Below are 23,810 nucleotides of genomic sequence, written 5' to 3'. Positions count from 1 at the left end.
GCACATTATACCATGGTTGTGTCTACAAAATGCTCAAATCCCGATATACCATATTCTGCGCACACACTGTTGATTCCATCCACGATTTCTTCCCGTGAATAATTGGCGGTGTAGAGTTCCTCATCATTCAGCTGGTTAAGGTACATATAAAATGTAAGGGCCATCTCCAGACAATCCAGACTGTCCGTATCCAGCTCATCGGTAAGAAGGTTCTCCGCATCATTGATGTTCCCCTCATCCACCAGGTCCTTAAGCCTTCTGTATACCCGGTCAAGCTCCGTGTACTTGTCCTCATCCTCCGGAAGGTCATAATCAATGTCGTTCTTACCAAGAACCAGCCTGGCAATGGCCCTCACCAAATCGCTGATTGTCCTCATAACGTAATCGTCCTGATATCCCATATCGCTTCATCTCCTGAATTTAGTTTATGTCCGGAAACCCTGCCCCAACTCCGGCATATATCCGCTGATTCCCTGAAGGTTTCTGTTTTTTGCACATTTAAACTTAGTATAGTTGATAACCTTTCCTCCGTCAAGCAGTCTGTTGCCACAATGATGAACCAGCAGCAGATAGGGACCTGGCTGCCATGCACCAAAGGTTTTACGGCACATACGCTATCCTAAGACCCAATCTGCCCGCCCCTAGGCAGATTTTATATTTCAGGAGTGACTGGATGGAACACCCACATTTTATCATCGCTTTTACAGGAAATCCCCAGGCGGGAAAAGACATCGTATTCAGAAACCTTACCGCCGGAAAATGGTTCTTAAAAAACACGGCAAATACCGGCTCACCGTTTCCTAACGGAAGCTTTCTGTACGCCAGTTATAAGTATGGTGCCATAGAATTTCCCGATATTCTCTCCTTATACTCCCCTATGAAGGAGGCCGGATACACAGCCGAGTATATCTGTTCCGGCAAATCAGACATTATTGCCGTTACCGGCCACGCCTTACAGTTGGAGCGCCTTTTGCATCTTCTGAAGGAAATCATAAGTCTGGACCAGGTAAAAGACAGGCAGATTCCAGTTGTTCTCTGTCTAAGTTACTGCGATGTGGCAGAACAGAATGGTGTTTCTATAGATATATCCCTCCTTCATGATGTGCTTCAAATCCCCATCGTTCCTCTTCATGGTTTCGGACACGAACAGATGGATGACCTAAAAGCTGCATTCCACTATTCAGTCCAACCACGACATAAAACAGAATTCCTTTATAACTGTCTCGACTTTTCACCAGCTAAACTGGCCAGGGAATGTATTTTGATACAGCCGCCAGATACTTGTTCTTTCAATGAAAGCCGCAGCAGTGCAGTTCAAAAAAACAGTCTTACCGTCTTAGCCGTATTACTGGCATTTGTATTTTGGATTACATCCCTCTGGACAGGATGGTTTATGGACCATCTATGGCCAGTTCTTTCCTATGCCGAAGCCAATTTGGCTGCCTGGTCTACCTGTCTGGAAATGCCAGTATGGTTTACTGGATGTATTGTGCATGGGGCATTTCAATCTGCATGCTGGGTCATACTGGCGACACTTCCGCCCTTCAGCCTCTTCTTCCCGATGCTGGGCCTGTTGGAAAATGCAGGTTATTTTCCTCGGGTCAGGGCAGCCTATGGGACTGCCAAAGGTATCGAGTATGACGCGAAACCGGCTCCCGGATATGATAGATATGCATCCACCCTGGCCACGCATGTCCTCATTCTGGCAATCGCAGCCATAACGCCTGACCTGCTGCCGTTAAAATGGCCATCTCCCATTCCCCTGCCTCAGCCATTCATGATATTGCGTTTGTTCTGCTGTACATTGTCAGGCGCAGCAGCAGCCATTGCCATTTCCCATCCCCATGCAGGTTTATTCAGGCAATCCCTTTGTGTATCTCCTGAAATATCTGGTCCGCGCAAACCAGCCGGGGTGTTTAAGTCCATTTTCCGTTCCACTGCATGCTGCACGCTTCCATTATTAAATAATGCTGTTCTTGCGGCTGTTCCGGCTGGCATCATATTATGGCTGCTAGGCAATCTGGCATACACAGGCCCTGAGGCCGGCTGGCTGACTTTCATATCGCCGGGACAACATACTATCAGTCTTTTGTCTGCGGCAGTAAACTTTCTGACACCCCCTGCCCAAGCCATAGGTTTAGACGGAACCATACTGGCCGCTTTTCTGGCTGGATTGACCAATCACTGGTTCTCCATCCCGGTTCTGTTCATGACCTACATTCAAACGGGTCCCTCACCCTCCATCCAGGGCACACAGGAGCTACACAATATGCTGGTTTTACACAGTTGGACATTTCGGACGGTATTATGCACCTTCCTGTTCTCCTTATTACATTGGTCAAGTATTTCCGCTTGTCTGCATATATACCGGCAGACAAAGCCCCTGGGAAAGGCGACTGAAGTTATATTGGTTCCCACAATCTTCATAATCATATTGTGCGCTGCTACTGCACTAGGAATGGCAGTTCTTGGAATATGATATAGGTCTTTTCATCGGATACGTCCCAAAATATATATGGTTTTAAAATATCGGTCATTTTAGCATATTTAAAATGGCCGGAGAATCTTTGTTATACCATCTCGGTAATCGTTTTATCTTCTATCCTATATCGCATTCTGGTTTTGAATCCTAGTATTTACGCAGCTCTTCTCTAATTATACTAGTAATTATATCCTTATTTTTAATAATCCCCTCCCCTTTTATTGTCATTTTTGTATATTTTCATCTTGACTATTCTGCGAATACGTTATATACTTCAATTAAAGAAAACGATTTATCAATATTTCCAAACGTCAAAATAGATTTTTGCTCTATAATAATGAATTTTTCTCACATTTATTATTATATTATATATAATGCGTGCAAGAAAACGATTTATCACCGTGCTACGAAACAAATATTGTTAGGAGGAGGAATGAACACAATCATGAAAAAACTTAAAGGAGTTACAGTTGCAATGATAACCCCTATGGACGAGCGGGGAATCTTTGACCCGCTGTCTATGAGTCAGCTGACAGACATACTGGTCAAAAAAGGAGTAAATGCATTATACCCCTGCGGTACCACAGGGGAAATGTCACGCCTTTCAGTAAAAGAACGGAAGACCATTGCAGAAACAGTTATCGAAGCCAACCGCGGCCGTGTAACTGTATTCATTCATGTTGGAGCCGACAGCATACCAGATACCCTGAACCTGGCAAAGCACGCTTATTCTGCCGGAGCAGACGGGGTCGGAATCATCACTCCCCTTTTTCTGGGCTGTACACCCATAGAAATAGAAAATTATTATCTTACTATAGCCCGGAATCTCCCTGAAGATTTCCCAATTTATCTGTATAATATCCCGCAATGCTCAGCCAATGATTTGACAGCAAATATTGCGTCAAATATCCGCAGACAATGCCCGAACATAATCGGAATCAAATACAGTTACACCGATTTCAACCGAACCGCCGAATATTTGGATATAGACAAGGATTTTTCCGTCCTTCATGGATGTGACCGTCTTTTCTCCAGTTTCCTGGCTTTAGGATGCGATGGAACCGTATCTGGTGTGGCTGGCGTATTTCCTGAACCATTTGTAAATGTATATGAAGCTTACAAAAACAAGGATTTGGAAACAATGCAAAAATGGCAGAAGCACTGCCGTAGAATTTGCGATATCCTTAAATGCGGAAGCAATATGGCATATTTCAAAAGCGGGCTGGAATTCAGAGGAATCCAGGCAGGCCACATGAGAAGTCCCCAAATGGATTTAGATTCCAGGGAACGCCGGCAGCTTAATCTCAATTTGAAGGCATTCTGCTTAGAAGCCGGCCTCCCTTCCCCTATCCTTTGAACCCAAAATTTTTAACATATAAGAACGGAGGAAATCTATGAAAACATATGCAGAGGCAGCACAGAAACTCCCTATATTCGGAGAATACGATGTGGTTGTAGCAGGCGGAGGCACAGCCGGAATGATTGCCGGCATCGGCGCTGCCAGAACAGGCGCCAGAACCCTTGTGGTGGAGCGTCTTGGCAGTCTCGGAGGGCAGTTTACCGGTTTCATGAACACATCATGGACTTGTAGTAACCAGGTTACACGGTGTGTTGGCGGTATTCCCTATGAGTACTTCAAAAAGATAGAGGAAATAGGAGGCGTTGAAACCCCGAATTATGATAAGGATGCCTATATCCTCTATGATAGTGAACGTGCAAAATATATTATCACAAAAATGTACGAAGAGGAGAAGAACCTGGATGCCCTTTATCTGACCATGGTAACAAAGGCCATAATGGACGGCAACAAGATAAAAGGCATCATAATCGAAAATAAGTCTGGTCGGCAGGCAGTCTTTGCCAAACAATTCATTGATTGCACGGGAGATGCGGACCTGTTATATTATACCGGTTCTCATTGCGACATAATGTCGAAAGAAGCGCAGCACCCGGCCAGTTTGCTGGCAAAACTGGCTAATGTGGACACTGAAAGACTTATTCAGTATTACAATCAGCATCCTGAACTCCAAAAGGGTGAACGTTATCTGGGCGGACTACCTCATGCAGGGTTCTACGGATTCAGACTCCACGAAGAACTGGCCGAAGCTGTATTAGAGCCGGAACAGGAATATCTCCGTGATTGGTTCATACTGTTCTATACTACCCCTAATCCAGGAGAAATCATATTAAACATGACAGGGGTCACGGCCCTGGATGGAACTGATGCATCAGCGCTTACCAAAGGTGAGGATATCAGCCGTAAACGTATCTTCGACGTACTGCCATTATTTCAAAAATATGTTCCCGGTTTCGAACACGCATATCTGGCAGCCACCGCCCCAGCACTAGGTGTACGTGAAAGCCGCAAGGTCATAGGAGAAGTGCGATTGACGGCCGACATTCTGATGAATGCCACACGTTTTCCAGACGCAGTATGCAGTTATCAGTCTCCTCTTGGTTATCACACACCCGATGGTAAAAATATCGAATTCAGACGGATGGCACCCGGTACTTCTTATGATATTCCATTGCGCTGCATGGTACCGTTGGATATTGATGGCATCATTGTTGCCGGTCGAAACATAAGTGTTGATTCAGATGCCTGCGGTTCTACCCGCAGTATGACCAACTGTATGACCCTTGGCCAATGTGCCGGAATCGCCGCCTCCTATGCAGCCTCCCATGATATAGAAATACGTGCAATTCCCAATGATGTTTTGCGTACCATCATGAAGGAACAGGGAATCTATTTTTCTGACTGATTTATTCCGATTAATTGATAAGCTGTTAATCAAAAACAAATGAAAGGGAGAATTATCATGAAAAAAAACAAGAAGTTATTATCCTTAATAATGATTTTGGCTATTATACTGTCATCCACTGCCTGCAGTACTAAATCCCAGGATGCACCTGTCCCTTCCGGTACATCCGAGTCAAAAACAGATTCCAATCCCACAGCACAGACAACAGAAGCAGCAAGCAGCAGCCCCGAATATACCATACGCTACGCATTCACCTCCCCTCAGAATTCACAGGTAGGAAAAATCGCTGAAGGTTTCAAGGAGAGAGTGGAGGCCCTGTCTGACGGACGTATTACAGTTGAAATGTATCCAGATGCCCAATTAGGTGACAAAGCCGCAAATCTGGAGAGTGTCCGCACCGGAGAACTGGAAATGTGTGATGCTTCTGCCTCTGATATGTCCGGTTACAATGGACGCTGGTCCGTCTTCTCTTTCCCCTATATGTACAATGATTCCAGGGAGATGTTGGATGTTGTGAGAAGCGATGATGTATTTACTATGCTAGATTCCGATACAACGGCAGCCGGCTTTAAAATCATTACATTTGCGGATTTCGGCAGCCGGAATGTATTTGCAAACAAGGCCGTACGGACACCCGCTGATGCTAAGGGTATAAAAATAAGAGTCATGAACGACCCCATCCTGGCCAAGACCATGGAACTTATGGGATTCAGTGCCATAAGCCTTGGCTGGAGCGAGGTCTACACAGCAATGCAGCAAGGCACCATTGACGCATTGGAACAAAATGAAGCTTTGTGCGCCGACAATATGCTGTTTGAAGTTGCCAATACATACTCCTATACTGAACAATTCCGCATTCCAGGAATTCAGTATATGAGCGCCCAATTTTATAATAATCTGCCGGAAGATTTACAAAAAGCAGTCATCCAGGCAGGAATCGAAAACGAAGAGTCCATCTACCAGTGGTTCCCGGAATACAACCAAAAGTCCATTGATGTGTTAAAAGAAAATGGCGTGACCTTTGTTGATGTAGATAAAAACTCCTTCATACAAGCTACTGAACCTATTAAGGATTATTACTTTTCTCTCAATACCACTCCGGCAGACGCGCAGGAACTCTATGATGCCATGATTGCGGCGCGCAGCGCTATCCGCGGCGAATAACACAATGCATATAAAGCGGAAGACTGTCACACCATGCGGCAGTCTTCCTTATTTCCCAAAGGAGGGGTATACTTGAAACATCTGATTTCCATTATACATAAACTGGAAAATATCCTGTTAGTCCTGTGTCTGATATATATTATTGTTATGGTCCTGGTTGGTGTAGTCCTTAGGTACAGCTTTTCTACCAGCATTATGGGAAGCGACGAATTCATCGGTTATCTGGTTGTATTCCTGGGAATGATGGGTTCAGCTGCCACCATACGGGACAACGAAAATATTTGTCTGGATGCTATTGTCCTAAAAATGTCTCCCAAAAGGCAGAAATTCCTTTATATTCCTATCCAGATTCTGATTATCTGTATACTTGCCTTTTATATTTTCTGCTCTGCCAAATTCGCAATCGGCAACATGGATGTCAAATCTCCAATGAACCGTATATCCATGGGTATTCCCTATGGCTCTATGACGATTAGCCTTATATTCATGCTTTTTGAACAAATTGTGTTCTTTGTTACCCGTATTAAAAACCATAAGCTCTGCTGGGATACGCAGAACTACAGCGAATGAATGCATCTGCAAAGGAGGGAAACAAATGCTTCCAACCATTATATTAATTGCCCTAATGTTTATCCTGATTTTTTTAGGAATACCTATCTGCTTCGCGTTTGCCTGCGTTAGTATTGCAGGTGTATTCATGATAGGCAGCAACCCTTTAAACGTAGTTCCCCAGGGACTCTTTGGAGGTATGAACTCTTTTACCATCCTGGCCATTCCCTTTTTTGTCTTTGCAGGTGAGCTGATGAATTATGGCGGAATCACTAAAAGGCTCGTCCGCTTTTCAACCTTGATAATAGGAAGAATGAAAGCCAGTCTTGCCCAGGTCAATATACTGGCCAGTATGTTTTTCGGCGGTATTACCGGTTCCGCAGTAGCCGACACCTCCTCCATAGGTGGCATGCTGATACCTGCCATGGTTGAAGAAGGATATGACCCCGACTTTTCCGTAGCTGTCACTGCCTCTTCATCTGTCATCGGGCCTATTATACCCCCATCCATTGTTATGGTTGTATATGGCGCAACTGTTAATACCTCCATCGGAGCCATGTTTATGGGAGGCATCATACCCGGAATATTGGTAGGTCTCAGCCTAATGGCTGTGGTGTCCTGCATGTCCAAGACACATGACTTTCCACGCAGGACAGAAAAATTCTCCCGTCAGGAGGCATTAGAAATCTCTTTGGGAGCCATATTTCCTCTGGGAATGCCTCTCATCATATTGGGTGGTATACTATCTGGTATATTCACCCCAACCGAAGCCGGCGCAGTATCTGCTTTTTATTCTTTAATTGTAGGCACCTTTATAACAAGAGGCAGAATTTTTAAAGCCATTCCCTCCATGCTTTTAAAGACAGCCAAGACAACAGCAGGGGTTTTGTTCATCATGGGTAATGCCATGATACTAAGCAGGATATTTGCCTACCTTCGTATTCAGCAAAGTCTGGCCGAATTCGTCATTACATATCTGAATACACCTATCCTGTTTCTCATATTTGTTAATATACTTCTTCTCTTCATGGGTATGTTTATGGAAGGTAGTGCCACTATCATTCTACTGGCCCCTATCCTGGCTCCAATTGCCGGCTCCCTTGGAATTCATCCTGTACAGTTTGGCTTGATTATGTGTATGAATGCCGTAATTGGAAACGCCACCCCTCCTGTTGGCGTATGTCTATTCATCGGATGTGGAATCGGTAAAATCACCTTATGGCAGGGTGCAAAAAAGATTCTTCCTTTTATTCTTGCTGAAATTGCTGTTTTACTGATGGTTTCTTATATTCCGCCCTTAACCACACTTTTACCCAGAATGGCAGGTTTGGTTAAATAGTATATCCGTTTTTATCCAGTTTTGGTATTTCTTGACGCTTCAAACAGATTATATTAAAATGTAAGTAATTATGTTTCAGGAAATGACAGAGGTATCATATGGTTACCATAAAAGATGTTGCATTGCAGGCCGGAGTATCGATTGCTACCGTCTCAAGGGTCATGAACAATGTAGATAACGTAGGTGAAGAATACAAGACTGCCGTACAAAAGGCAATTGAGGAATTAAATTATCAGCCAAACGCAGTAGCACGCTCCATGAAAAAAAGAACCTTTCGGACAATTGGCGTCATTATGTCTGATTTTTCTGTTCCATTTTTCGAAAAAATTATTAAACAAATCGAAAAAACCTTCAGAAGCAAGGGACACCTGGTTCTGTTTGTTAATACGTATGATAATCCGGCAACTGAAAAACAGGGTATCCAGTTCATGGTGGAAAAGCAGGCCGATGTCATACTCATCTGTTCTACCGGAGAAAATGAAGATTATCTGGCGCAACTCCAGGAACAGGGAATATCCGTTATTTTCTTTGACCGACGTTCCAAAGACCATTTATTCCCTACCTATTACGTTGACAAACGGAAGGCCATCTACCATGCTCTGGAATATCTGTATCAAATGGAGCACAGAAAAATAGCATTTATATCAGGTCCCCGACAATTGTCAACCAACTATGACCGGTATATGGGCATCATGGATTTTGTATATGAAAAGGAGATAAATCCCAATTCTATCAGCTACTATTTTGGCTCTTTTTCGGAAGAATACGGTTATTCCGTCATGGATGAATTGTTGAGAGAAAAGGAGCCGCCCTCTGCAGTTATTGTTGGCAGTGCGGTTCTTGCTGCCGGTGTTCTTTTGTACTGTAAGGAACACGACATAGTCATCCCTGGTCAGTTATCCCTCATATCATTTGGCGATTTCTCATCCGGCAAATTGATTGAACCCCGGCTTACCTATCTTGAAGATATGCATGATCTCCTTGGACAGCTTTTGGTCGAAGCCATACAGGAATCATTTGACCAAACCCTGGAACCACGTCAGATAACCATTCCTTCCGAACTTATCAACAATGCATCTGTAAGCCAACCAGCTAGACAGTCCCCCTGATTCAAGCCCTTCCCCGGAACATGGCCCTGCCCCGGAAATATATTCCAGTGCATGTCCCCCATTTTCTGGGGATTCTTTCTTGACTGACCGGTTTCCTGAGCCTATAATGGAACTAAGCAAACAACAGGATACATATCATGGACATTCAAAAACGCAGGACGTTCATCATCAGTTTTATTTACTTTGGAATCATAGGTGTTCTCTGCTATATAGGGTTAAAAAAACTCCTTCCCATACTGATTCCCTTCATGGCAGCCATGGCCATTGCAGCCATGCTGGAACCGGCAGTGTGCTTTCTGGACAGACGCATGAGGGGCGGAAAGGGAGCGGCCGCCGCCGCAGTGCTGGTGGTTTTTTATGGTTCCATCCTGACAATCATGTGCGTGTCCGGCAGCCACGTTCTGGCCTCCATCCAGGAGCAGGCAAAAAAACTGCCCGGCATCTACAGCCAGACCATTGAGCCAGGCCTGTCCCATTTCTTTTCCTTACTGGAGAACAGCTTCCCAGGCCACAGCATCCACATATCCGCCCTGGGGCAAAGCCTGGAGCATTTCATGGAGAACGCCTCCATGGGCATCTCCTCCGCACTGCTTGGCTGGGGCGCCTCTGCCATAAGCGGCATTCCCTCCCTGTTCCTTGATTTCATCATCGCCGTAATAGCCTCATTTTTCCTGACAGGCAGCTACAGGGAGACACTGGATTTCCTGCTGTGCCAGATTCCGGACGGCAGACGGCAGATGCTCCTGCAGATATTCCTCCATGTAAGGGATGTTGCCTGCCGGCTTCTGAGGGCTTATGCGCTTTTGATGCTTCTGACATTTACGGAACTTTATATCGGATTCCTGGTCCTTGGCATTCCGGCAGGCTTCACCCTGGCCTGCATCACCTCGCTGGTGGATATTCTGCCGGTGCTGGGCACGGGCACCGTGCTTCTTCCCTGGGCGTTCATAGCCTGGATGACCGGGTCCAAAAGCCTGGCCCTGGGACTTGTGTGCCTGTATCTGCTCATAGCAGTGGTCCGCCAGACCCTGGAGCCAAAAATCATCGGCCTTCAGATGGGCCTTTCCCCCGCAGCAACCCTGCTGTGCATATTTGCAGGCGGCAAACTGCTGGGCCTGACCGGTATCTTCCTGTTTCCCATAGCCGCCGCCATTCTGGCAGAACTGCGCAGCGGCACTGCCCATCCCTCCCGGGAACAAGCTTGACCCGGCGCTTTCCTAAGCCGTACTATCCCCAGCCACAGCGTCCCTCCAGGCAGGAACACAACCATACCCCAAAGGCAGGTGATGTATATGAAGTTCTACCATAACCTTACAGCCAGGTTTTCACCGGCGGTTTCCTCCGAAACCGCAGAGAAAGCACAAAGTCCGGGGCCCCCTGCCCCTAAAAATGCCGCTTCAGAATGCCGCCCCCTTCGGGCCTTCACAGCCGGCCTGGCTCTGGCCGCTGTCTCCGGTCTGCTGGGACTTTGTGCCCGGACAGTGCCTGGCTTTGCCCAGTTTTATTCCGTCACCGTGTACCCCATTCTGGCCGGTACCATTGGACGGTTCTGCAGCCTGTTTCCATTTTCCCTGTCCGAAGCCGGGCTGTATTCCCTCTGCCTGTTCTGCCTCTATTATCTGGTTCTCCATATCAGACAGCCTCTTGTGCTGCTTTCCCGTGCCTTTTTTCTCTGCTCCGCCCTGTTATGTATCTTCACGGTAAACTGCGGAATCAACTATTACCGCACCCCCTTTTCCTATGAGGCGGGAATTGCCCCGGAAAAATCCTCCACAGAAGAGCTGCTGGCGCTGTGCCGTTATCTTACAAACCAAATCAACCGCACCCTGCCGGAAACAGACCATTCCGGGGATTACCTGGACGGCCTGTATCCAGGGCAGACAGAGGCTACCCCCGCCCCTTCGGCCAGAGAGCTTTCCAGACTGGGAAAGGACGGCAGGGTAGCCATGATTCGGCTGGGTGATTCCTATCCCCAGCTGGCTGGATATTATCCCTATCCCAAGCCCCTTATCAATTCCAGACTGCTGTCCGTACAGCAGCTCTGCGGCATTTACTCTCCCTTTACCATAGAGGCGAACTACAACAGGGAAATGCCCTACTATAACATCCCGCATACCATCTGCCATGAGCTGTCCCATCTGAAAGGCTTTATGCGTGAGGATGAGGCCAACTTCATCGGATATCTGGCATGTATCGGCTCCGATTCCCCGGACTTCCGCTACAGCGGCTACCTGACCGGCTGGGTCTATGCCGGCAATGCTCTGGCCAGGGTGGACCCGGACAGCTATTATGACCTCTATACAAAGCTGTCACCCCAGGCAGTCCGGGACCTGGATTGGAACAACCAGTTCTGGGAGCGCTTTGAAGGCCCGGTGGCCCAGGCCTCCACACAGATGAATGACAGGTATCTTAAGGCCCACAGCCAGGAGGACGGCGTTCGCAGCTATGGGCGGATGGTGGACCTGATGCTGGCATATTACAAGGAACAGCTGAGGGAGGATTAGGACAAATCCTCCCCCACTTCCTCTTTATGGTTCATCATCAGCGTCTCCACCCGGTACAGATGGTTGTACATGGATTCATAGGCGCGCTCTCCATTCATATCCAGAATATTCTCATATATCTGTGTATGGTATGATACCACCTCATCCCTGGGAGTCGTGTATTTAAGGGAAAGAAACTGATGGTTGGCGGTGATATAGGGAATGGCGTCCAGGCATTCCACAAGAAACCGGTTGTGGGATGCCTTTGCTATGGCCTTATGAAACCAGGCGTCTGCCTCAAAAAATGAATTGTTCTCCTTTGCCTTCAGCTTGCGTATCTGGTTAATGCTGTCAAACAGTGCATTCTGCAGCTCTTTTATGTCATCCGCCGACCGGTTCAGGGCCGCCTCTCTGGCCGCCTGGGACTCAATCAGTCTTCTTAAAATTATAGTCTCCTTTAATACCGTAACATTTTCCATAAAGGGCGTTCCATAGGAAGTATCGGACAGGGTGCTGCCGGAGGATATCACCACTGTCCCGGAACCCGCTGATGTCCTCACAATCCCGGCATCTGCCAGCTGCCTTAAGGCTTCCCTCACCGGAATACGGCTGGTATCATAATATTCTGCCAGCTCCCGCTCCGTGGGCAGCTTCTGATTCGTCCGGTACTCTCCAGTCAATATTTTCTTCTTTAAATCCTCTAATATAACCTCACTCAGTTTTTGTCTTGCCATCTTTTCCTCCCCTCCCGGTATGTTCTCCATCCCGCATCGGTGTATTTTGGTATATATTATACCACCCCTTCCCTAATTTTCATACCAATTTTTAAATTTTATACCAATATTCCATCTTATTTTGTATAACTTATATATTTTCTGGTCTTTTTATCTTTATTATATTGATTTTTTATACAAAAATATATATGCTTTTGGTATAAAAAGCGCGCGAAACCATATGAAAAGGAGATACGATGTACAGGGAATTTTTAAAAGCAAAAGATGATTTCCTAGCTGCCGCTTCCCGCACCTATGAGAGCGGGATTCAAACCGGAACCGGCGGAAACCTGAGTGTCAGGATTCCGGGCACTGACCTGATGATTGTCAAGCCCAGCGGTTTTTCCTACGGGCAGTGCAGCGAGGGAAACATAACCATAACCGACTTCCAGGGCGACCTGCAGGAGGGTCTGTATAAACCCACCAGGGAGTCCACCCTTCACGGCAGTCTGTATGCCAGATACCCTAAAATAGGGGGCATTGTCCATACCCACAGCCCCTATTCCATCCTTATATCACTGAATGACAGACAGCTTGAGTTAATCACCCTCCATTCCCAGCTCAAGCTGAAAAAACCGGTCAGGATAGTGGACGTTGCCACACAGGCCGTAACCCGGGAGGAACTTCCCAAGGTATTTAAGGTGCTGGATTCAGAACCGGAGACAGCGGCCATTATCTTAAAGGGACACGGCATTGTTGCCATATCCTCCAGCGCAGTGAAGGCAGGGCAGATTGCAGAGCTGATTGAAGAAACCGCCATGATTGCGTGGGAGCAGAAAAAACTCAGAAAATAAAGGAGAACCGCTATGACAAACTATACCATTACACCCATTAATACAGGATTCACCAATACAAGCAAGGGACAGTATTTATATCACCACAGCGTACACAAATTTTATGATGTGGAGGGCTTTGTAAAGCTTCCCGTCACCGTTTTCCTGGTGCAGGGTGGGGGGAGAAACATCATGATTGACACAGGAATGTCTGACACGGAGATTGCAGGAAAATACCATCATCCCGGTTCCGTACAGCCCGAGGGCCATGCTGTTTATGAACAGCTGGAACGGCTGGGTGTCAGGTGCAGCGGGATAACAGACATTATCTTTACCCATCTCCACTGGGACCATGTCTATTATCTGGACCGTTTTGTAAATGCCTCCCTTCATGTCCAGAGAACCGAATATGAGTTTGCCGTTAATCCCATTCCCCTCTACTATAAATCCTATGAGTATCCTGTGCTGGGACTCAAACCCCAGTTTGACGGCAGGAATTTTAAACTTTATGACGGGGAGGCTGAGATTTTCGACGGTATCAGCGTATATCCCACGCCAGGCCATTCCGTGGGCCACCAGACTGTTGTTGTCAATACCAGCGAGGGACAGTACCACTGCTGCGGCGACCTTATCTTCACCTATGACAACCTGAAGCCTGTACCGGAAATGCATTATGACATCACACCGCCAGGACGTTTCTTAGATATTGTGGATGAATGGAACAGCATTGTGGAACTGAAGAAACGGGCGAAAAGCCAGGAGTTCATCCTTCCCACACACGCTCCTGAGATGATTGAAATCGTGGAATCCAACAGAGTGTACGGTAGATAAAGGAGGTCCCATGGAACATAACAGAATTGCCCTCATCGCCTCCCTTGACACCAAGCTGCCGGAAACCTTATATGCCAAACATGAAATTGAGTCATGGGGCGGCCGCGGAATCATAATTGACATCAGCACCAAAACCCTGGTGGACGCAGACGCTGCGGTGGGGCCTGCCGATATCCTGGCCCGCTGCGGGATGACCTGGGAAGAATTCGGGCCCCTGGATAAGGCCCAGAGCATCGAAACCATGTCCAGGGCACTGACAGCCGCCATGCCGGCTTTGTATGAGGAAGGGCTGTTTGATGCCGTCATCTCCATCGGAGGCGGCCAGAATGCCCGGATGGCCGCTGCCGCCATGAAATCCCTGCCCTTTGGGGTTCCTAAAATCGTAGCCTCCTCGCTGGCCTGCGGCAAACGGACCATGGAACAGTATGTGGGGGACAAGGATATCATGGTTGTCCACACGGTTGCCGATATTTCCGGACTCAATTATACCACAAAAACCGTGATTCACAATGTCTGCCACGCCGCCCTGGGCATGCTTCATTATCAGAAGCAGGTGGTCCCCGACACCCGGAAAAAGATTGCCGCCACAATGCTGGGCATCACATCCAAAGGCGTGGAGGGCGCGCTGCGCCTGCTGCCTGACGACACCTATGAGAAAACCTGCTTCCATGCAAACGGCGTAGGGGGACGCTGCATGGAAAAGCTGATTTCGGAAGGCGCTTTTGACCTGATTGCAGACATGACGCTTCATGAGCTGACCTGCGAGGTCCTGGGCGGATACTGCACCGGGGCAAATAACCGGCTGCAGGCAGCCATTGAGCACCATATTCCCATGGTTGTTGTACCCGGCGCCCTGGATATGCTTGACTTTTTCATTGATGAGGACGGGCGGGGGCTGCCGGATGACATTGACCGGCGAAAGAAGGTCTATCACAATTCAAGTATTGCCCACACTAAAATTTACAGGGACGAGGCGGTAAGGCTGGCCCGTATTCTGGCTGAACGCCTGAACAAGACCACTGCCCCGGTAACCCTTATACTGCCGGATGAAGGCTTCTGCGAGGCAGCGGCCAGGGGCGGCCCCATGTATGACCCGGAGGTGGATAAGGCGTTTATAAGCACCATAAAACCATTGCTGGACCAGCATATAACAATCATTGATGTGGAGGGCAATATCAATTCAGACAACTGCCAGAGCGCGGTTGCCGCAGCTATAATGAATCTTGTATAGGAGGGTGGATTTATGACTACAACCATAAGCGTTGCCGGTTTGTTCCTTGCTCTGTTCCTGCTGGTTTACCTGGCCTTTAAGGGACACAGTGTAATAATCATCGCACCAATTGTTGCCATGGTAGCTGTAATTTTTTCTGCTGGCTTTGATTCCCATCTCATGGCAAATTATACCGAAGTTTACATGACAGGTTTTGCGAACTACGCAAGGAATTATTTTCCCTTGTATTTATTCGGGGCAGTCTTTGCAAAATTAATGGAGGTCAGCGGATATGCAGACGCCATCTCCCACCTTATCGCCAGCAAACTTGGAAAGGACAGAGCCATACTGGCAGTTGTGCTTTGCTGCGCAGTGCTTACATATGGAGGCGTTTCCCTCTTTGTAGTGACCTTCGTGGTCCTTCCCATAGCCATCTCCCTTTTCAGGGCAGCCGACATTCCCAAGCGGCTGATTCCCGGCTCCATTGCCCTTGGTGCATTTACCTTTACCATGACAGCCCTTCCCGGGTCTCCGCAGGTGCAGAATACCATCCCCATGACCTACTTTGGTACAGATGCGTTTGCAGCCCCTGTTCTGGGCATTATCGCAGCCGTCATGATGTTCTCTCTTGGCATGGTCTGGCTTAACTACAGGGCCAAAAAGGCGAAACAGGCAAAAGAGGGCTACGGGGACCATAACGATGAAAAAAAGGAGATATCGGAATCCGACCTTCCCGGCATTGTCCACCCGGTCATTGCCTTCCTCCTGATTGTAGCGGTTAACCTATTATGCTCCAAAGTCATATACCCCCGGGTGAACACAGCTTATCTGGAGCAGTACAACACGAAAATCAGTGCTGTTTCCGGCAACTGGTCTGTCCTCATCGCCCTGCTTGTGGCCATTATTTACCTGGTTATAACCGGCCTGCCCCGCTTTAAGGCATTGAAGGACAACCTGAAATCAGCTGCCGGCAATTCCCTGATGCCGCTTATTAACTCCTGTGCCGTTGTGGGCTTTGGCTCTGTAATCAAGGGACTGGCCATCTTTGCCATTGTACAGGCCTTCATTCTCTCCATATCAGCCAATCCTCTGATTACTGAGGTTCTGGCAGTGAATCTGCTATGCGGCATGACGGCATCTGCCTCCGGCGGACTGGGCGCCACCCTGGAAGCCCTTGCCCCCACATTCCTGGAACAGGGCGCCCGCATAGGAATCGGGCCCCAGGTACTGCACAGGATTGCCTCCATCTCTTCCGGCGGCCTGGACTCACTTCCCCACAACGGGGCCACTGTGACCACCCTGTCCCTGTGCGGCATTACCCATAAAGAGGGATACCTGGATATGTTTGTGACCTCCGTGATTATTCCCATTGCCACCGCACTGGTCATCGTGGCTCTGGCAACACTGGGCCTGAGATGTTAGACCGTATCCGGAGGAAATGACAATGAATAACTATTTATCTGAACAGGAGGCCCGAAGGGCTGTCCTGGATGTGGGAAAACGTATCTATGACAGAGGCTATGTGGCTGCCAATGACGGCAATATCAGCTGCAGAATCAATGACAACACTATCCTGGTGACGCCCACAGGTGTTTCCAAAGGGTTCATGCATCCGGATGCACTGGTAAAAATGAATCTGGACGGAACGGTCCTGGACGGAGGAAAACCATCCTCAGAAGTAAAGATGCATCTGCGGGTCTATCAGGAAAATCCCGATATAACAGGCGTGGTCCACGCTCACCCGGCAGCTGCCACCAGCTTTTCCGTCATGGGAATGGAGATGAAAAAGCCGGTTGTGGCAGAAGCCGTGCTGGTAACAGGCAACATCCTGATTGCACCTTACGCCAAGCCCGGAACCTACGGCGTACCAGACAGCATCGCGCCTTTTATCAGCCGCTACAACGCTGTCCTGCTGGCCAACCACGGCGCCCTGAGCTGGGGAAAGGACCTTTACCAGGCCCTTTACCGCATGGAGGCCCTGGAACACCAGGCCGGCATCCTGTTCCGCTCTCTTATCCTGGCCCATATCACGGGCCGCGAAGTTCCGTATCTCTCCGGGGAAGCCCTGGACGGCCTGGTGCAAATCCGGGAAGGAATGGGAATCCATACAGGGGGAACCCCGGAGAATTAATTGTTCCGGCTATGTTCAAACCGCCTCACAAACCGCATCCCCTCATAGACACGGACCGGATTCCCCCGTTCCAGCCTTGCGTGTTCCATCCGCGCAAGGCTTTTTTCCTTCTGCCGGTTCCGGGCGTTCATCTCCGCCAGTATGCAGCACAGCCGGTTCATGGCAATCTGTTTATTCATATGCTGGCTCCTGGCCTGGGTTGACACCACGGCCGTGCCCGTGGGTATGTGTATGGCCCGAACCCCTGTCTCCACCTTATTTACATGCTGCCCGCCAGCCCCCTTAAATCCCGGTCCGTCTCAAACACCACAGAGGCCATGCATCCTGGTTTCTTACCGGGCACACAGCTCACAAGGCGCACATCCCCTGCTTCCCTTCTCAGTTCTTCATAGAGCATGGCAGCGGCCAGCTCGCATTCCGCCGGCCCCTGGCCGGAACTAATCTGTACTCTCATGGGCACCCTCCTATCCCTTAAAGGTAATCAGGGGGCGCAGGGTGGCTGCTATATCTATCAGTCCGTACTCCTGCAATACTCCCATAACCTGTTCCACATTTTTATATGCCTCCGGCGCCTCCGCAAACAGCAGATTGGTATCGTGGCAGACCACCCGGCTCTTAAGTCCTGTGCAGCGGATGGAATACCTGTCGTACTTTTGGTCTATACGGCTTTTACAGATACTCCTGGCCCATTTTCTTCCTGCGCCATGGGATAAGGAATCTAATGACACAGCCGTGTCCTCCCTTGGGATACATACATAAGCCAGGCTCCCCCTGGACCCCGGAATCACCACAGCCCCCTTACGGGCCGATACACTGCCCTTCCTGTGCAGAAGACCGGCCTCCGTCCTTTCCAGATAATTGTGGCAGCTGTCCATAAGCAGACCCGGCTCAGAGGAGCTTCCCAGCCATGTCAGCAGCTTTTCCGCCACTGACATCCGGTTCCGCTCTGCCCACATGAAAGCCCGGTCATGCTCTGCCATATACTCCTCCGCCCGAACAGAGCCATCCTCCAGCCCCGCGGGCTCAAAGAAACGCGACAGGATATCCTGGCCGTATCCCCTGGAGCCGCAATGGATTAGCAGCAGAATCCGGCCTGTGCAAAGTCCCAGGTCCCCTGCCGCGTCTTTATCATAAATCCGCTCCACACATTGAAACTCTGCAAAGTGATTTGGTCCCTAAATCCCGTATGGGGCACTCCTCCCCATATGGATTGGGAAATGGAATGTCCTCCAGCTCCCGGATGGCCTCCAGTCTGGATACCCATTTTTCCTGTCTGAACTTCTTTTCCTTTATCCCTGTGTCAAAGAGACTCATACCGCAGCCAATATCATTTCCCAGGAGATGGGGATATAAGATTCCCCTGGTCAGGACAGCGGTTCCCACAGGTATCCGTCCGGGGTGCAGGTCCGGAAGTCCCACTGCCTTCACCACGCCCGGAAGCCGGCTCACCGCCAAAAGCTGGTCCTTTGCCGCCTGCTCCACCCAATTCCTGCTGCTGCTGATTAATATGCATTTTTCTTTTTCCAAATTAAATTCTCCTTCATAAGCTGACAGCGCGGCCTTATACGTCTGTCATTTTCCCTAAAAAAGGGTACAAAAAAACACGACAACAAGCCGTGCGCATCAAAAAAACATAGTATGCCGCTTCCTGTCCTATGGTTCTGTTATACTGTTTTTACCTCTGTTCTGCCATTACGCTCTGCCAACATAACAACCACTCCTTTTCTTATGAAGGATTTGCTTCCCCCGTATTCTGTATTATACTATAATCGTAACCCGGCAAAATGTCAATCCCATATTCACAGGCCCAGCCATTCCTGCCGGAAGACGTTGAAAACGATATTTTATATCATTGCACATACCAGGGTATATTAAATGCTGTGTATGAAACGCAAATAAGCAAGGAGGAATTTATGAAGAGAAGAGGAAAATGCCGCACAGCCATAGCCTTAACGGCCCTTACTTTGGCATCCGCCGTAACCATCACCGGATGCTCCGGCCCGGGACAGACACAAACAGAGACGGAAAGCCCGGCCCAAATCACGGCCGGACCGGCCGGCCATCAGCAGGAAAACCAGAAGCAGCCTGACAGCGGACAAATCTCTGAAGGTCCGGCAGACTATACGGATAATTTCTATGACGCGGTAAACCATACCACCCTGGAAAGCTGGGAAATACCGGATGAACAGGCTGATATGAGCTGGTTCAGGAAAGCGCGGGAGGACAATTATATAAAGGTAAATGACCTGATAAGCCAGGCCTCATCCACAGCAGGGCAGGCAGGGCAGGAGACAGGCAGCGACCTGTACAACATACGCGCTCTGAACCTGACCGGCCTTGACAGGGAAACCAGGGACAGGGAGGGATACGGCCGGACTGCCGGAGCCTTTCGAAAGGAAGTGGATGCAGCGGGCTCTGTGGCGGAGCTTCTGAACGCATGCCTCCGGTTCCAGAGGGATACGGGTCTGTCCAGTCTTATGGGCTGGTATTATGGCGGTGACAGCGGGGACTCCGCAGTAAAGGTTCTCTGTCTTGCACAGCCGGATTCCGGTCTCAGGAGGGAAGTCTGGTTTTCCGAAGATGCATCCAACCAGAAGCGGGTGGAGGAATACAAAAAATATCTGGCAAAGCTCCATGAAATCAACGGCCTGAGCCCTGATGAGGCAAAGGAAACCGTTGCCCGGGTAACGGATATGATGAAGGAGCTGGCATCCTCCGCCCTTAAAATAGAAGAAGTCTATGATGCGGAAAAAACATACAATGTGTACACAGCCGCCCAGGCGGCGGACCTGTATTCCGGCGCCCTTCCCTTCAGCCTGCTGGACAGTATATTCGGCATACAGGAAGATGAAAAAACAGTTGTGTCCCAGCCGGATGCCTGCATAAAGCTTGGAAGCTATCTCAGGGAAGAAAATCTTCCCCTGCTGAAAGAATATGTGAAAACCTGTCTCTATTCAGACCTGTCCATGATAACAGACACCGCCTCTCTGGCCGCTGCCCAGGAGTACCAGACCGCAGCAGGAGGCATTAAAAAGAAAAAGGGGGTTGAGCGGACAGTGTCTGAAACAGTCCAGGAAAAACTGGGTTTCCAGTGCGGCCGTGTATTTTGTGATGCCTATTTTAACGAGGAGGCCAAACAGGATGCGGCCTCCATCATCCGGCAAATCATAGATGTATATGACAACCGCCTTGCCCATATGGATTGGATGACCGAATCCACCCGCCAGGAGGCAAGGAAGAAGCTGAGGGCCATCACGGTCAAGGTGGGGTATCCCGACGAATGGCCCCAGGACAAGTACAGCCTTGCTCTGAAAACACCGGATGAGGGCGGGGTCTACATTGACAATATCATGGATATTTTAAAGGCATCCCAGGATTACGCCTTTAAGACCCGGCATGACCCGGTGGACCGGGAAGAATGGGGCATGACTCCCCAGACAGTCAACGCCTATTACAACCCCGGAAACAACGAAATCGTATTTCCGGCCGGAATCCTTCAGGCCCCGTTTTATGACCCGGAGGCTGCGCCGGTCACTAATCTGGGAGGCATCGGAGCTGTTATCGGCCATGAAATAACCCATGCCTTTGACACAAGCGGTTCCCAGTATGATGAAAAGGGCAACCTGCGGGATTGGTGGACCGCCCAGGATAAACAGCGTTTCAGGGAGCTGGCCCAAAAGGTCATTGACTACTATGATACCATGGAAGTAAACGGCATCAAAGTAAACGGCTCCCTGAGCGTCACGGAGAATATCGCTGACCTGGGCGGCGTTTCCTGCATCACTGAAATAGCCCGGGAAAAGGGCTATGACCTGAAGGAGCTGTATCACGCCTACGGTGTCATATGGGCCACCAAATACAGGGATGAATACCTTTCCTATATCATGACCAACGATACCCATTCACCGGGCATCACCAGGGTAAACGCCGTGCTGTCCGCCACCGACGGCTTTTATGCTGCCTTTGGCGTAAAGGAGGGTGACGGCATGTACCGCAGGCCGGAGGACCGGCCTCACATCTGGTAGGAAAATTTTATGGGCCTGTCCATATGCCTGTAAATGTACCTGCAGATATTCCCGTAAATACACCCATAAATATCACGGACCGGAAGGCGGCTGCCTTCCGGTCCTCTGTTATCCTCTTCACTCTTCTTTCTTCTTCCTGACAATCAGCCAGATAATTACAAACCCGGTACATAAAATCATGACCTGAACAACAAGGATGACACAAATGCCTCCCAGTACCAGAAGACCCACCGCCCTTAAACCGCTGTCAGAGCTCTCCCCGGGCTTCCTCTCTTCCCGGCCCGTCTCCCCCTGCGGCAGGGCATCGGCGCCCTGGCCGTCCTGCTCCAGTCCCTGGAGCCTGCGCACGTCCCCTGCCAGGGATTCCAGGTCCCTGCTGTCAAACACATCCCGCAGCCCCGAGCGGTACATGGTATCGCGGTAGGAGGCATCCAGTCCTTCATTCAACAGTGCCATGTAGGTGTCCACAGCGCTATCCCAGTCCCTCCGGGACATGGACCACAGGTCAAGGGCTGACAGGGCCGAGGTTCCATATCCCATATAGTACAGGGGACTGTAAAACAGATGAGACACATCCACCCAGTCATAGCACACACCATCATCGTAGACATCATAATACCATCCATGATAGGAGTCCTGTATCTCCTTAAAGGTGCGGTTCATGTCCTCCAGACTCATGTCCGGCTCCCTGTAAACAGCTTCCTCAAATTCCTGCAGCATACAGGACATGATTGTCACATACAGCATATCCGTAACGGACTCAAACTCAAAAGCCTCCGCCCCCTGCCCCAGCATATCCGCTGCATACTGGTTGGCCAGCATTTCCAGCCCCTGGGACTGGACCTCGCACACATCCACACTGTATCCCTGGAACAATTCAGGCACCGAATTATAATAATAGGCGCTGAAGTGCCCGAACTCATGAATCAGGGACTGGTAATCCGTAAATGTATGGGTTCTGTTAATGAAAATAAATGCGTCACCATAGCTTGGAAGCCCTACGGTATAATTATTGTCCACCCGGTCCTGGCCGTCTTCCCCGGACTGGATGTCATACAGCTCATTTTCCTTCATGTACTGAAAAATATCACCCAGTTCAGGACTCACGGACCCCATAGCCGTGCCAACTGCATTGAGTATGTCCTCCGCAGAGCTCTCTTCCAGAAGGTCCAGGGAATCATAGGATTCCTGGGCCACATCCTTATACCAGATGTCATTATTCAGCGGGACAATACTGGTCTTCACATCTGAACAAAGCCCTTCCGCATCCTGAAGGGTATAGTCTCTTCCATAGACAGCCTCAAAGGAATACTGGGCATAGTTATCATAGCCCTTAAGCCCGGCTATCTGGCGGCGCACCTGAACCAGCTCCCTGAACTTGGTGCCCAGCACCCGGTTCTTTTCCCTGACCAGCGCATCCTCCACCTCTGAGTACCGGCTGGTGTCCAGGTCTGTTTCCCGTTCCAGACGGCTGTAGCTCCATTGTCCGTCCTCAAGCTCCACTGTAAAGTCACCGGCAGCCAGTTTGTCATACTCCCTTAGAAGCTCCTGCTCCTTCCGGTTCAGCTCAGTCAGTTCACCGGAATTTTCCCTGTAATATTCGATGTAAGGCGCATTTTCAATCCCCATCCTATCCGCCAGGATTTTCTTATAGGAGGAGTTCATTCCCTTCTTAAGGCAGGCCGCGGCCTTATCCCCCATCTCTGAGTAAATGTCCGTGGTATATGCCTGCTCTGCAGCGGCAGCTTCATCCGATACATCCCTGTCGTATTTCAGCTGGGCCATATAGGTCAGGGTAGCCAGACGGTCGTACTCATCCACAATGGCATCATAGAGCCTCAGCACCTCCTCGTCCTGCCCGTCCACGGCGCAGGCCTGTTCAAAATCAGCCATGGCCTGTTCCATCACAGCCGGGTCATAGTGCTCATACGGCCTTTCGGAATAGGGAACACCTTCATGGACCTTCCCGCTGTCTCCAAAAGAAGCTGCCGGGCCATAGAGATTGTCTGAGCAGCGGCCGGCTGCCTGACCTGCCAGACTTCCCCGGGCAGCGCCGCAGGCGGCAATGGACAGTGTCATCACCAATGTCAGGGCCAGTGCTGGCCAGCGCCTTATATTCCGTTTCCACTTCTCTTTACTCACAGCAGGCCCTCCTTACATATTATGGTATATGTCTATT

At 49.3% G+C, this 23,810-nt stretch carries 22 protein-coding genes; 15 read left to right on the top strand and 7 right to left on the bottom strand.

From position 1 onward, the window contains the following. Positions 1-5 precede the first annotated feature (5 nt). Positions 6-401, bottom strand: coding sequence for a DUF6483 family protein (locus FGS84_RS04595; RefSeq protein ID WP_138306498.1), 396 nt, complete (start codon positions 399-401; stop codon positions 6-8). A 185-nt stretch (positions 402-586) separates the two neighbouring features. Between FGS84_RS04595 and FGS84_RS04590 the strand changes: the two genes are divergently transcribed. The 9 genes from FGS84_RS04590 to FGS84_RS04550 all read left to right on the top strand — a co-directional run bounded on the left by FGS84_RS04590 (position 587) and on the right by FGS84_RS04550 (position 11,909). After that, positions 587-2,479: a FeoB small GTPase domain-containing protein gene (locus FGS84_RS04590; RefSeq protein WP_138306497.1), complete on the top strand. Its 1,893-nt coding sequence runs from the start codon at positions 587-589 to the stop codon at positions 2,477-2,479. Positions 2,480-2,927: 448 nt separating this feature from the next. After that, positions 2,928-3,839: a dihydrodipicolinate synthase family protein gene (locus FGS84_RS04585; RefSeq protein WP_138306496.1), complete on the top strand. Its 912-nt coding sequence runs from the start codon at positions 2,928-2,930 to the stop codon at positions 3,837-3,839. A gap of 37 nt (positions 3,840-3,876) precedes the next feature. After that, positions 3,877-5,244 carry an FAD-dependent oxidoreductase gene (locus tag FGS84_RS04580; RefSeq protein ID WP_138306495.1) on the top strand — a complete coding sequence of 456 codons (1,368 nt, stop codon included), beginning with the start codon at positions 3,877-3,879 and terminating at the stop codon, positions 5,242-5,244. A gap of 57 nt (positions 5,245-5,301) precedes the next feature. Further along, positions 5,302-6,408: a TRAP transporter substrate-binding protein DctP gene (gene dctP / locus FGS84_RS04575; protein ID WP_171042538.1), complete on the top strand. Its 1,107-nt coding sequence runs from the start codon at positions 5,302-5,304 to the stop codon at positions 6,406-6,408. Positions 6,409-6,480: 72 nt separating this feature from the next. Next, on the top strand, positions 6,481-6,978 hold the full coding sequence (locus FGS84_RS04570; protein ID WP_171042537.1) for a TRAP transporter small permease: 498 nt from the start codon (positions 6,481-6,483) through the stop codon (positions 6,976-6,978). A gap of 25 nt (positions 6,979-7,003) precedes the next feature. Then, the gene (locus tag FGS84_RS04565) at positions 7,004-8,296 is read left to right on the top strand and encodes a TRAP transporter large permease (RefSeq protein WP_138306492.1); all 1,293 of its coding nucleotides are present in this window, start codon (positions 7,004-7,006) and stop codon (positions 8,294-8,296) included. A 98-nt stretch (positions 8,297-8,394) separates the two neighbouring features. After that, a complete protein-coding gene (locus FGS84_RS04560; RefSeq protein WP_138306491.1) occupies positions 8,395-9,405 on the top strand; it encodes a LacI family DNA-binding transcriptional regulator in 1,011 nt (336 codons plus the stop codon). A 137-nt stretch (positions 9,406-9,542) separates the two neighbouring features. Beyond that, on the top strand, positions 9,543-10,610 hold the full coding sequence (ytvI, locus tag FGS84_RS04555; protein ID WP_138306490.1) for a sporulation integral membrane protein YtvI: 1,068 nt from the start codon (positions 9,543-9,545) through the stop codon (positions 10,608-10,610). 87 nt (positions 10,611-10,697) lie between these two features. Further along, positions 10,698-11,909, top strand: a complete 1,212-nt coding sequence (locus FGS84_RS04550; protein ID WP_138306489.1) for a DUF3810 domain-containing protein — start codon at positions 10,698-10,700, stop codon at positions 11,907-11,909. Here the strand turns inward: FGS84_RS04550 and FGS84_RS04545 are convergent. Continuing rightward, positions 11,906-12,622 (bottom strand): FadR/GntR family transcriptional regulator, encoded by a 717-nt coding sequence (locus FGS84_RS04545; RefSeq protein WP_138306488.1) that lies wholly within the window; start codon positions 12,620-12,622, stop codon positions 11,906-11,908. The two genes, FGS84_RS04550 and FGS84_RS04545, sit on opposite strands and share 4 nt — an antisense overlap. 236 nt (positions 12,623-12,858) lie before the next feature. Between FGS84_RS04545 and FGS84_RS04540 the strand changes: the two genes are divergently transcribed. Genes FGS84_RS04540 through FGS84_RS04520 form a run of 5 tightly spaced genes read left to right on the top strand, consistent with a single transcriptional unit; the run spans position 12,859 to position 17,606 of the window. Continuing rightward, positions 12,859-13,455 carry a class II aldolase/adducin family protein gene (locus tag FGS84_RS04540; RefSeq protein WP_138306487.1) on the top strand — a complete coding sequence of 199 codons (597 nt, stop codon included), beginning with the start codon at positions 12,859-12,861 and terminating at the stop codon, positions 13,453-13,455. 12 nt (positions 13,456-13,467) lie between these two features. After that, on the top strand, positions 13,468-14,265 hold the full coding sequence (locus FGS84_RS04535) for an N-acyl homoserine lactonase family protein (RefSeq protein WP_138306486.1): 798 nt from the start codon (positions 13,468-13,470) through the stop codon (positions 14,263-14,265). A 10-nt stretch (positions 14,266-14,275) separates the two neighbouring features. After that, a complete protein-coding gene (locus FGS84_RS04530; protein WP_138306485.1) occupies positions 14,276-15,496 on the top strand; it encodes a Tm-1-like ATP-binding domain-containing protein in 1,221 nt (406 codons plus the stop codon). A 12-nt stretch (positions 15,497-15,508) separates the two neighbouring features. Continuing rightward, positions 15,509-16,897: a GntP family permease gene (locus FGS84_RS04525; RefSeq protein ID WP_138306484.1), complete on the top strand. Its 1,389-nt coding sequence runs from the start codon at positions 15,509-15,511 to the stop codon at positions 16,895-16,897. A 22-nt stretch (positions 16,898-16,919) separates the two neighbouring features. Beyond that, a complete protein-coding gene (locus FGS84_RS04520) occupies positions 16,920-17,606 on the top strand; it encodes a class II aldolase/adducin family protein (RefSeq protein ID WP_138306483.1) in 687 nt (228 codons plus the stop codon). Here the strand turns inward: FGS84_RS04520 and FGS84_RS31955 are convergent. Genes FGS84_RS31955 through FGS84_RS31940 form a run of 4 tightly spaced genes read right to left on the bottom strand, consistent with a single transcriptional unit; the run spans position 17,603 to position 19,133 of the window. After that, positions 17,603-17,860, bottom strand: a complete 258-nt coding sequence (locus FGS84_RS31955) for a peptide chain release factor-like protein (RefSeq protein ID WP_330641089.1) — start codon at positions 17,858-17,860, stop codon at positions 17,603-17,605. The two genes, FGS84_RS04520 and FGS84_RS31955, sit on opposite strands and share 4 nt — an antisense overlap. A gap of 5 nt (positions 17,861-17,865) precedes the next feature. Continuing rightward, the gene (locus FGS84_RS31950) at positions 17,866-18,060 is read right to left on the bottom strand and encodes a hypothetical protein (protein ID WP_347563787.1); all 195 of its coding nucleotides are present in this window, start codon (positions 18,058-18,060) and stop codon (positions 17,866-17,868) included. 10 nt (positions 18,061-18,070) lie between these two features. Beyond that, a complete protein-coding gene (locus tag FGS84_RS31945) occupies positions 18,071-18,751 on the bottom strand; it encodes an RtcB family protein (protein WP_347563786.1) in 681 nt (226 codons plus the stop codon). Then, on the bottom strand, positions 18,735-19,133 hold the full coding sequence (locus FGS84_RS31940; protein ID WP_347563785.1) for an RtcB family protein: 399 nt from the start codon (positions 19,131-19,133) through the stop codon (positions 18,735-18,737). The genes FGS84_RS31945 and FGS84_RS31940 overlap by 17 nt, the downstream gene beginning before the upstream one ends. 386 nt (positions 19,134-19,519) lie before the next feature. Here FGS84_RS31940 and FGS84_RS04505 point away from each other — a divergent pair, with 386 nt between their 5' ends. Next, entirely contained in the window at positions 19,520-21,631 is a 2,112-nt protein-coding gene (locus FGS84_RS04505; RefSeq protein WP_138306482.1) for a M13 family metallopeptidase, read from the top strand. Positions 21,632-21,748: 117 nt separating this feature from the next. Here FGS84_RS04505 and FGS84_RS04500 read toward each other — a convergent pair whose 3' ends face one another. Beyond that, positions 21,749-23,773, bottom strand: coding sequence for a M3 family metallopeptidase (locus FGS84_RS04500; RefSeq protein ID WP_138306481.1), 2,025 nt, complete (start codon positions 23,771-23,773; stop codon positions 21,749-21,751). Positions 23,774-23,810 lie beyond the last annotated feature (37 nt).

Origin of the sequence: Clostridium sp. 1001271st1 H5 (genome assembly GCF_005845215.1) — a bacterium.
Classification (GTDB): Bacteria; Bacillota; Clostridia; order Lachnospirales; family Lachnospiraceae; genus Enterocloster.
Note: the sequence above shows the minus strand (reverse complement) of the source record. Positions and strands in the feature narration are given on the sequence as shown.

Coding starts and splice junctions, on each gene's coding strand:
- FGS84_RS04595 (WP_138306498.1), bottom strand. CDS start 401: ATGGGATATCAGGACGATTACGTTATGAGGACAATCAGCGATTTGGTG.
- FGS84_RS04590 (WP_138306497.1), top strand. CDS start 587: ATGCACCAAAGGTTTTACGGCACATACGCTATCCTAAGACCCAATCTG.
- FGS84_RS04585 (WP_138306496.1), top strand. CDS start 2,928: ATGAAAAAACTTAAAGGAGTTACAGTTGCAATGATAACCCCTATGGAC.
- FGS84_RS04580 (WP_138306495.1), top strand. CDS start 3,877: ATGAAAACATATGCAGAGGCAGCACAGAAACTCCCTATATTCGGAGAA.
- dctP (WP_171042538.1), top strand. CDS start 5,302: ATGAAAAAAAACAAGAAGTTATTATCCTTAATAATGATTTTGGCTATT.
- FGS84_RS04565 (WP_138306492.1), top strand. CDS start 7,004: ATGCTTCCAACCATTATATTAATTGCCCTAATGTTTATCCTGATTTTT.
- FGS84_RS04560 (WP_138306491.1), top strand. CDS start 8,395: ATGGTTACCATAAAAGATGTTGCATTGCAGGCCGGAGTATCGATTGCT.
- ytvI (WP_138306490.1), top strand. CDS start 9,543: ATGGACATTCAAAAACGCAGGACGTTCATCATCAGTTTTATTTACTTT.
- FGS84_RS04550 (WP_138306489.1), top strand. CDS start 10,698: ATGAAGTTCTACCATAACCTTACAGCCAGGTTTTCACCGGCGGTTTCC.
- FGS84_RS04545 (WP_138306488.1), bottom strand. CDS start 12,622: ATGGCAAGACAAAAACTGAGTGAGGTTATATTAGAGGATTTAAAGAAG.
- FGS84_RS04540 (WP_138306487.1), top strand. CDS start 12,859: ATGTACAGGGAATTTTTAAAAGCAAAAGATGATTTCCTAGCTGCCGCT.
- FGS84_RS04535 (WP_138306486.1), top strand. CDS start 13,468: ATGACAAACTATACCATTACACCCATTAATACAGGATTCACCAATACA.
- FGS84_RS04530 (WP_138306485.1), top strand. CDS start 14,276: ATGGAACATAACAGAATTGCCCTCATCGCCTCCCTTGACACCAAGCTG.
- FGS84_RS04525 (WP_138306484.1), top strand. CDS start 15,509: ATGACTACAACCATAAGCGTTGCCGGTTTGTTCCTTGCTCTGTTCCTG.
- FGS84_RS04520 (WP_138306483.1), top strand. CDS start 16,920: ATGAATAACTATTTATCTGAACAGGAGGCCCGAAGGGCTGTCCTGGAT.
- FGS84_RS31950 (WP_347563787.1), bottom strand. CDS start 18,060: ATGAGAGTACAGATTAGTTCCGGCCAGGGGCCGGCGGAATGCGAGCTG.
- FGS84_RS04505 (WP_138306482.1), top strand. CDS start 19,520: ATGAAGAGAAGAGGAAAATGCCGCACAGCCATAGCCTTAACGGCCCTT.